Genomic DNA, 992 nt, shown 5'->3' with positions numbered 1-992 from the left:
GGCTGATGCGGGCCTTCGCTCAGGCGCCCCGGAAGCCGGCGGCGGCGGCGCGCGCGACGGCCGCGGGCTTCGCCGCCGCGTCGGTCGCCCCCTCGGTCAGCGCGTTGAGGCCGGTGACCGTGCCGGTGCCCCCGAACGCGACCAGCGTCACCCGTCGCGTCTGCCCCGGCTCGAACCGTGTCGCGGTGCCGGCGGGTATGTCGAGACGCATGCCGAACGCCGCCGCCCGGTCGAAATCCAGCGCGCGATTGGTCTCGAAGAAATGATAATGCGATCCCACCTGCACCGGCCGGTCGCCGGTGTTCGTCACCTCGATCTCCGCCCGCCGCCGCCCGGCGGCCAGTTCGATCTCGCCCTCCGCCGGGATGATTTCGCCCGGTCGCACCGGATCGGCCGCCGCGCCTTCGCGCGGGCGGATCGGATCGTGCACGGTGACCAGCTTGGTGCCGTCGGGAAAGACGCATTCGACCTGCAGGATGGGCAGCATCGCGGCGACGCCGGATTGCACGTCGTCGGTGGTCAGGATCGCGGCCCCCGCGTCCATCAGCTCCGCCACGCTGCGGCCGTCGCGCGCCCCTTCCAGCAACTCGTCGCTGATCAGCGCCACCGCCTCGGGGTAGTTCAACGCGAGCCCGCGTCCGCGCCGCTTCCGTGCCAGTTCGGCGGCGGTGAAGATGGTCAGCCGTTCCAGCTCCGTGGGCACGAGCAGCATGGCAGCCTCCGGGGTCGTCATGGGGGATCAGTTGGCGAAGAGGCGCAACCCGGCGCCCGCCTGCCGCGCGCAGGCGATGTCGAGCCAGGGCAGGGCGGCGATCAGCGCGCCGTCTTCATCGGCCGGCTGCGTTGCCAGCGTGGCGATCAGCGGCAGCGCCGCCGTCACCGCCTGTTGTGCCACGAGCGCGCCGACCGCGCCAAGCCGCACGGCGGCGGCGGCGAGCGTCGCGATGGTCGTATAGCCGGACACCACCACCGCCTCGTCCGCCCCCATGCCG

2 protein-coding genes are annotated in these 992 nt (G+C 73.1%); both read right to left on the bottom strand.

Translation table 11 applies throughout. From position 1 onward, the window contains the following. Positions 1 to 19: 19 nt before the first annotated feature. Positions 20 to 712, bottom strand: coding sequence for an urease subunit beta (locus B8460_RS17670; RefSeq protein WP_048862937.1), 693 nt, complete (start codon positions 710 to 712; stop codon positions 20 to 22). A gap of 27 nt (positions 713 to 739) precedes the next feature. After that, positions 740 to 992: urease accessory UreF family protein (locus B8460_RS22330; protein ID WP_048862936.1), on the bottom strand; the 253-nt coding region annotated here is incomplete at its 5' end.

Origin of the sequence: Acidisphaera rubrifaciens HS-AP3 (genome assembly GCF_000964365.1) — a bacterium.
Taxonomy (GTDB): domain Bacteria; phylum Pseudomonadota; class Alphaproteobacteria; order Acetobacterales; family Acetobacteraceae; genus Acidisphaera; species Acidisphaera rubrifaciens.
Note: the sequence above shows the minus strand (reverse complement) of the source record. Positions and strands in the feature narration are given on the sequence as shown.

Excerpts from the sequence above, each read along its gene's own strand:
- B8460_RS17670 (WP_048862937.1), bottom strand. The coding sequence starts at position 712 with ATGCTGCTCGTGCCCACGGAGCTGGAACGGCTGACCATCTTCACCGCC.